At 73.6% G+C, this 8,009-nt stretch carries 4 protein-coding genes and 2 pseudogenes; 2 read left to right on the top strand and 4 right to left on the bottom strand.

Features of this window, described 5'->3' with window-relative positions; genetic code table 11:
- Positions 1-553, top strand: a pseudogene (locus tag JM949_RS31020) (hypothetical protein); the annotation flags it as partial.
- A gap of 92 nt (positions 554-645) precedes the next feature.
- On the opposite strand, the gene JM949_RS31025 reads toward JM949_RS31020, so the two are convergent.
- Positions 646-2,352: a glycosyltransferase family protein gene (locus JM949_RS31025; RefSeq protein WP_238434211.1), complete on the bottom strand. Its 1,707-nt coding sequence runs from the start codon at positions 2,350-2,352 to the stop codon at positions 646-648.
- Positions 2,352-4,211 carry a hypothetical protein gene (locus JM949_RS31030; protein ID WP_407664861.1) on the bottom strand — a complete coding sequence of 620 codons (1,860 nt, stop codon included), beginning with the start codon at positions 4,209-4,211 and terminating at the stop codon, positions 2,352-2,354. The genes JM949_RS31025 and JM949_RS31030 overlap by 1 nt, the downstream gene beginning before the upstream one ends.
- A 269-nt stretch (positions 4,212-4,480) precedes the next feature.
- Here JM949_RS31030 and JM949_RS31035 point away from each other — a divergent pair, with 269 nt between their 5' ends.
- On the top strand, positions 4,481-5,674 hold the full coding sequence (locus JM949_RS31035) for a hypothetical protein (protein ID WP_203151673.1): 1,194 nt from the start codon (positions 4,481-4,483) through the stop codon (positions 5,672-5,674).
- A gap of 52 nt (positions 5,675-5,726) precedes the next feature.
- On the opposite strand, the gene dxs is transcribed toward JM949_RS31035, so the two are convergent.
- Both dxs and JM949_RS31045 read right to left on the bottom strand, forming a co-directional pair.
- A complete protein-coding gene (gene dxs, locus JM949_RS31040; RefSeq protein ID WP_203151675.1) occupies positions 5,727-7,676 on the bottom strand; it encodes a 1-deoxy-D-xylulose-5-phosphate synthase in 1,950 nt (649 codons plus the stop codon).
- A 162-nt stretch (positions 7,677-7,838) separates the two neighbouring features.
- Positions 7,839-8,009: pseudogene (locus JM949_RS31045) on the bottom strand (class I SAM-dependent RNA methyltransferase); the annotation flags it as partial.

An 8,009-nucleotide genomic window follows, 5' to 3' on the forward strand; every position in this document is an offset into this window, starting at 1 on the left:
CGGGCCGGCGCCGGTCGCGGCGCGTCGCCGGTGGCTGCGCCCGGTGGGGTACGCGGCGGTGGCCTCGCCGTGCTGCCGCTCTTCCCCCGCCCGCTGCCCGCCCAGCCAGATCGACCCGCCGCCGCACTTCATCAGCGCGGGCGGCTGGCGGCCGTACGTGCCGGCGGGTCGCACCCTGGTGCCGGTGCCGATCCCGAGCAACGTGCACGGCCTGCCGACGCTGCGCTGGAGCGCGCTGACCGGGCAGGAGTTCCCGGTGCCGGGCGGTTACTTCATCGGCCCGAACGAGCTGGGCGAGGGGGTCTTCGGCGCGCCGAACCGACCCACCAGCAGCCTCATCTACTCCACCATGGACAGTGGCGCGGTTCCGGTGCTGACCGAGGAGAACCGCCGGCAGGCCGTCGAGGACCTGCGGTTCTGGCGGGCGTCGGTGGTGGTGCTCGGGGCACACCCGAGCGAGGCGGTGCTGCGCGAGCTGGTCACCGGCCTGCTCGGGCCGGCGCAGCGGGTCGACGACGTCTGGGTGTGGGACGTCCGCGCCCTGGTGGGTTAGCTCAGCCGGCCCGGTCCCGGACGTCCCACAGCCACCCACCGTCGACCGGACGACCCGGGCCGAGCAGGTCGTCGACGGTTCGGCGGACCGGGTCACCGTGCTCCAGCCAGCCGAGCACGACCACCGCGGCGCGCCAGTGCCGCACGGTCCTCGACGGCCTGGCGCCGGTCCGCGTCGGTGAGCACCGGCACCGCGCCGGTCTCGGCCACCCGGCGGAGCAGCACCGACGTGGGCCGGTCCGGCGCGCCCCACCGGGCCGCCGGGTCGTCCGGACCGCTGGGCCCGATGAAGTAGCCGCCCGGCGCGGTGAAGGCCAGACCGGTACGGGCCGACCAGAGCATGACCGGGCTACGCCCGGCGCCGGTGACCGGCGGCACCGCGACCACCGTCCGGCCGGGCGGCACCAGCGCACGCCAACCACCGTCGCTGACGAACGCCGGCACCGGCGCCACCGGCACCACCCGGATCGGCGTCGGGACCAGGGGCAGCAACGCGGCGGTGACCGCGCCGGCCCACAGCAGCCGCACCGGCGGGCCCGACGCGACCATCGACCCGGGCGCGGCCCGGACCCGGTCCAGGGAGAGCGCCACCAGCACACCCAGCACCGGTACGCAGACCAGCGCGAACCGGGCCGGCACCGCGAGGTCGAGCAGCGGCAGCGCGGCGACCAGCCGGTACGGCCCCGGAATGGCCGTGGCGTTGCCGTCCACCCGCAGTTCGTTACCGAGCGACAGCAGCGCGAAGACCACGCCACAGCCGGCCAGCGCCCGGACCAGTGGTCGTCGCCACTGCCAGATCACGATCACCACAGCGAGCACCAGCAGGCCCGGGCCGAAGAACGAGTTCTCCTCGGTCGGGTTCGGCGCGAGCAACCCCGGCAGCCAGTCGTCACCGAGCACCGTCTGCCGGGCCGAGGCGGGAAACGACGCGGCGTCCAACTGGAAGCCGTGCGTGGCGAACGCCATTCCGGCGTAGTGCTGCGGGCCGTGGAACTGGAACCACAGCGGGTACGCCAGCAGCAGCACCGCCACCCCGGCCGCCACCGCCAGCCGGCCGAGGAGCGCCGGCGCGAGCCGCCGGGCGGCCACCCGGTCGGCGAGCGCGTAACCCAGCGCGAAGACCCCGGCCGCGAGCGCCAGGAAGACCAACACCTCCTCGCCGATGAAGACCTGCCAGACGAGCAGCAGCCCGAGGCCGACACCGGAGCGCACCACGCGGCGGCGCGCCGCGTCCGTGCCGGGTCGGAACACCAGGGCGAGGATCGGGGGCACCAGGAACTGGGCGGCGATGTGCGGGTGCGCACCCGCCTGGGCGACCATGCCCGGTGCGAAGCCGCAGACCAGCCCGCCGACGGCGGCTGCGGACCGGCTGTTGACCAACCGGCGGCGCAGCAGCGCGTACCAGGCGACAGCGGTTCCGGCCAGGCAGCAGACGACCACCACACAGAACGCCACCTGCGAGCCGAAGAGCACTGTGACCGGGGTCAGCGGGACACCCAGGCCGAGCACCGAGGTGTTCGCCATCAGGTTGACCCCGTCGGGTGCGTTCAACCCGGCGCTGTAGAGCGGATTCTCCCCCTCGACGACGGCGTGGGCCGCGTGGGCCAGCATCCACTCGAAGAGAATCTGGTCACCGGCCTGGTGGAACAGCCGCCACGGGTGACCCCACTGCCCGCTGGTCAGCACGACGGCGAGGCCCAGGTAGCCGGCCACCACCAGCAGGTGTGCCGGCCAGGCCGGCCGGGACGTGCCGACCGGCGCCGGGGACGAGGTGGTCGGGGACGTCGTCCCGGTGGTCATCAGACCGAGCGGTCGCTGAGCGCCCGGACGTCCCAGACCCAGACATCCAACTCCTGACGACCCGGGCCGACCAGCTCCTCGACGGTACGCCGCAGCGGCTCGGCGTTCTGCTGGCGCAGCGGCAGCACCAGGATCGCCGCCCGCCAGTGCCGCAGCTCGTCGGTGAACCGCCGCCGCTGCCGGTCGTCGAGCTTCGGCGTACGGCCGGTGGTCGCCACCTCCTCCAGCAGCTGACCCACCCCGCTGGGCCGACCGCCGAACCGGCCGGCGTCACCGGTGTTGCCGTTACGGGGCGCGAGAAAGTAACCGCCGGGGATCTTGAAGTCGAGGTTGGTGGCCGCGGCCCAGCGCATGCCGTGCGTGTTGCCCATGCTGGGCACCGGGATCGGCACCAGCGTCTGGTCCGGCCCGACGTACGCCCGCCACCGGTCGGCGGTGATGAAGTCCGGAACCGGTGGCCGGGAGACCATTCGCAGCGGCATCGGGGCGATCGGCAGCAACGCGAAGGCCAGGCCCGCGGCGGTGAGCGTCCGCACGGTGCGCCGGTCGGCCGGTCGCAGCGCCCAGGCCCGCTCGACGGCGAGCGCGAGCAGCAGACCGACGACCACGCTGGTGATCAGCCCGAACCGGGTCGGCACCACCGCGTCGAGCAGCGGCAGGTGCACCAACCACTGCCACGGCCCGGTGATCAGCTCCCGGTCCCACCAGGAGACCCGCTCGCCGAGGGAGAGCACGGCGAAGAAGATCCCGGTCACCGCGAGCGCCCGCACGATCAGCTCCCGGCGCAGCCAGATCACGATGCCGATGGCGAGCAGCGACAGGCTCCAGCCGAAGAAGGCGTTCTCCTCGGAGTAGTTCGGCGCGAGGTTGATGTTGGCGCGCTGGTTGCCGCCGAGGGTGGGCGAGCCCTGCGCGAAGAAGGCGGCGATGTCGTTGCCGTAGTCCTGCACCGCGTCGCTGAGCCCGTGGTAGGCCATCGGTCCGGCGAACTGCACGTACAGGGGGTAGGCCAGCAGCGCCCCGGCCAGCAGCGCGCAGGTCGCCACGCCGGCGCCCAGGGGCCGCCAGGCCGCCCGCCAGCGCGCCGGCTCCTGGGCGAGCACCGCCAGCAGGAAGACGCCGCACGCCAGCGCCGTGAAGAGCAGGATCTCCTCGTTGATGAACGCCTGTGCGGTGACCAGCAGGGCGAGCAGCGCCCCGTCCCGGACCGGTCGGCGGGACCGGGTGAGCACCAGCACCCGCCAGACGATGAACGGCAGCAGGAACTGGCTGATGATGTTCGGATGCCAACTGGCGTGCGAGAGCATGGCCGGCGAGAACCCGCAGAACCAGCCGCCGACCGCCGCCGCGAGCGGGGTACGCACCAGGTGCCGGGAGAGCACGAGGTACCAGGCCATGGCGGTGCCGGCGAGACCGAGGGTGACCAGCACCACGAAGGAGACCGCCGGCCCGAACAGCAACGTCACCGGAACCATCGGGATGCCCAGCGCCAGCACGGCCGTGTTGGCCATCAGGTTGACGCCGTCCGGGTAGTTGAACTGCTCGGTGTAGAACGGGTACTCGCCGTGCAGCACCACCCGTACCGAGTGGGCGAGGAAGAACTGCACCTGGGCCGGGTCACCGGTGTAGAGCGAGGCCACCCGGCCGGACGGGTCCAGCCAGATCCGGCTGGTCACCCAGACGGCGGCGAGCAGGAACAGCCCGCCCACCGCCAGGTGTTGCCGTCGCCTGGTCCACTGCCGCCGCCGGGTCCACCGCCACCACCGGCTCCGCGTCGGTTCCCCCGGCGCGCTCTCCGGGGACGACGTGGCGGGGGTGTCGCTGTCGGCCTCCACCTGGTCGGCGGAGACATCGGTCAGGGTGGCCGGGCCGGCGACGAGGCCGACAGGTGTGCGGTAGCTCACCGGCTCGTCGGAGTCGGCTGCCGTCTCCGGGTGCGGCGCGGGCAGGGCGCGGGACTCGGCAGGCGTCACAGTCGGCGGAGTCTACCGGAGCAACCAAAACGCACTAAAACCCCGGTGGCGTCCATTGTGGTGGCCGGGGTGACAGCCAACTGGGGCTCGGCACCGGACATCTCGTACTATGACGCTTTCCGACAGCGACGGCGAGGCGATCGGGGGCGGACCAGGTGACTCCAGGCCGTCGGTACGGCAGGGCGCTTCCCGTCCTGCTGGGCGCACTGCTGGCCAGCACGGCCTGTGGCCCGGTCGCCGACCGGAAGCCGCAGGATCTCCGGGTCGGGTACGACAGCCTCGACGGCACCCTCGCGGTGTGGCCACCCCGAGGTGACCTCTCGGGGGATGCCACGGCGACGGCGGCGGTCACCTCGGCGGTCCGCGGTTGGCGGTCGCCGGCCGACGACCGGGTGCACCTGCCCTCGTCCGGCATCCTCTTCTCCGGTCGGGTCGACGGCGCCCCGGTGGCGCTCGTGGCCGCCGACGTGCCCGGCGAAAGCGCCTCCTGGCTGCTGCAACTCACCCGCGACGGCGACCGGTACGCGGTCACCCGCGCCACCGAGTACACCGACCCGGGCTACCTCGTCTACTCCGACGTGCTGCCGGTGCAGACGACCGGCGGCCGGCGCTACCTGGTCTCCGCACGGGTGCAGACCCTGCTCGGGCCGGAGGATCGACGGTTGGCCATCGCGGACGGCCTGAGCGCCCCGGTGGACGTACCCGCCTGCACGGCGGTCGGCGTCACCGCGACCCTGCGGACCACCGAGTCGCTGCCCCGGGGCCGGGCCGCCGACCGGCTGCTCGACCTGGGCACCGGCACCGTCGACCCGCGCTACCCGCTGGTCCGCGACGAGTCCGGCACCGGTCGGCGGGCACTCACCGGCCTGGACACCTGCGTGCTGGCCGGCGACCGGGGGCCGTTCGGCAGCATTCCGCGCCGGATCGGGGACCGGGACGCCCCGCGCTCGGTGCCGACGTCCTGGCCGATGGCGAAGCTGACGGTGCGCTCGCTCGGGGAGGTCGCCCTCGGCGGCGGTGCGGCGGCCGAGTTGCAGCAGCTCAACTGGGACACCGACGCGGGCGCGATGACCGCGGTGGTCTACCGGCCGGCCGACGGGAGCACGCCCGTGGTGTCACCCGCCGACCGGGCCACCCCGTTGCAGGCGTACGAGTTGCCGGTGCCCGGTCAGCCGCTGGTGGTGCTGAGCTGGCGACCCACCCGGGACAGCTCGCTGTCCGTCCCGCCGGGAACTCCGCTGTTGGTAGAGCGCCCCGGCCTGGCGGTCGTCCCCAGCCCGTCCCGCTCCCAGACCTACAGCCTCGCCAACACCGACAAGACCCACTACCGCTCGGTGAAACCCCGCTGACCCCGCCCGGCGGGCGGCCCACCAGGGCCACCCGCCGTCGTCGTGCCGTGGGTCAGTTCTGCGCGGAGGCGTTGCTGGTGGGGGTCAGCCGGTCCGGGGTGGCGTCCAGGCCGGAGATCCAGCCGGTGACGTCGCGGGCCACGTCCTGGGCGGTCAGGCCCAGATCGGCGAGGATCTGCGCCCTGGTGCCGTGCGGGTGCCAGTCGGCCGGGACACCCAGGTCCTTGAGCGGCACCCGGACGTCGGCGTCGCGCATCGCCTGGGCGAGCGCGTCGCCCACCCCGCCGACCCGGACGCCGTCCTCGACGCTCACCACGAGCCGGTGGCGGGCGGCCAGCTCGACCAGCTCCGCCGGGATCGGGCGCACCCAGCGGGGGTCGACGACGGTGACGCCGTAGCCCTGCTCGGCGACCCGGGCGGCCACCTCCATACCGAGCTGGCCGAACGAGCCGACGGCGACGAGCAGCACGTCGGTACGGGCCGACTCGGCCAGCACGTCCACAGTGCCGACCCGGCGCAGCGCCGGCAGGTCCGCGGCGACCGCGCCGGTCGGGAAACGGAGCACGGTCGGGCCGTTGTCGACGGCCACCGCCTCGCGCAGCTCCTCCCGCAGCGTGGCGGCGTCGCGGGGAGCGGCGATCCGCAGCCCGGGCACCACCCCGAAGACCGACATGTCCCAGATGCCGTAGTGGCTGGGGCCGTCCGGGCCGGTGATCCCCGCCCGGTCCAGCACGAAGGTCACCGGCAGCTTGTGCATCGCCACGTCCAGCAGTACCTGGTCGAAGGCGCGGTTGAGGAAGGTGGCGTAGACCGCGACCACCGGGTGCAGGCCGCCCAGCGCCAGCCCGGCCGCCGAGGTGGCGGCGTGCTGCTCGGCGATGCCCACGTCGTACACCCGCTCGGGGTACTTGCGGGCCAGCTTGGCGATGCCTGTCGGTTCGGCCATCGCGGCGGTGATGCCCACCACGTCCGGGCGCTCGTCGGCGACGGCCAGCAGCTCGTCGGCGAAGACGTGCGTCCACTTCACCGACGGGGCGGCCAGCAACGCGCCGGTCTCGACGTCGAAGGCGCTGCTCGGGCCGTGCAGGCAGTCGGCGTCGTCCTCCTCGGCGGGGCGGTAGCCGTAGCCCTTGCGGGTGACCGCGTGCACGATCACCGGGCCGCCGAAGTTCTTCGCCGCGCGCAGCGCCGCCTCGACCGCCGCCACGTCGTGCCCGTCCACCGGGCCCACGTACTTGATGCCGAGGTCCTCGAACATGGCCTGCGGGGCGACCGCGTCCTTGATGCCCTTCTTGACCGCGTGCAGCACCTCGTACATCGGCTTGCCGACCAGCGGGGTGGAGCCGAGGGCGTCCTTGACGGTGTCCAGGACCTTCTCGTAGCCCGGGTTGAGCCGCAGCGAGGAGAGGTGGTCGGCCAGTCCGCCGATGGTGGGCGAGTAGGACCGGCCGTTGTCGTTGACCACGATCACCAGCGAGTTGCCGGCGGTGGCGATGTTGTTCAGCGCCTCCCAGCACATGCCGCCGGTGAGCGCGCCGTCGCCGACCACGGCCACGACGCTGCGGGACTCGCCCCGCAGGGCGTACGCCTTGGCGAGGCCGTCGGCGTAGGAGAGTGCGGTGGAGGCGTGCGAGTTCTCGATCAGGTCGTGCTCGCTCTCCGCCTGGCTGGGGTACCCGGAGAGACCACCGCGCTGGCGGAGCTTGTCGAAGCCGGCCTGCCGCCCGGTGAGGATCTTGTGCACGTACGCCTGGTGGCCGGTGTCGAACAGGAGCCGGTCGCGGGGGGAGTCGAAGACGCGATGCATGGCGAGCGTCAGCTCGACCACACCGAGGTTGGGCCCGACGTGCCCGCCGGTGCGGGAGACCTTGGCGATCAGGAAGTCCCGGATCTCGGCGGCGAGGACGTCCAGTTCCTCGCCGGACATCCGCTTGACGTCCTGTGGACCGCGGACCGTCCCCAGCAGCCGGCCGTGGTTGGCCGTGTCCTCTTCAACACTCATGACCGGAGAGTCTATCGGCCATCCGATAGTCCGCAGCCTGGCCCGAGCCCGGATTACGGAGCTGCCCGGCCGGTGGGCGTCGTCCGCCCCCTCGGTCGGGTGCCGACGGCCGCCGACCGGCGGTCGGTCGCGTACCTGGTCAGACCCGGCCGGTGGGGCGCGTCAACGCTGGTTCGGCGGGAGCAGCAGGCCGACCTGCTCGACGTGCTGTGTCATGGGGAACAGGTCGAAGCCGCGCAGCGCCGCCAGCCGCCAGCCGAGGCCGGCGAAGGTACGCACGTCGCGGGCGAAGGCGGCCGGGTCGCAGGCCGACGTACGCGACCGCCCGTGGGC

The organism is Micromonospora tarensis (genome assembly GCF_016803395.1).
Taxonomy (GTDB): Bacteria; Actinomycetota; Actinomycetes; order Mycobacteriales; family Micromonosporaceae; genus Micromonospora; species Micromonospora tarensis.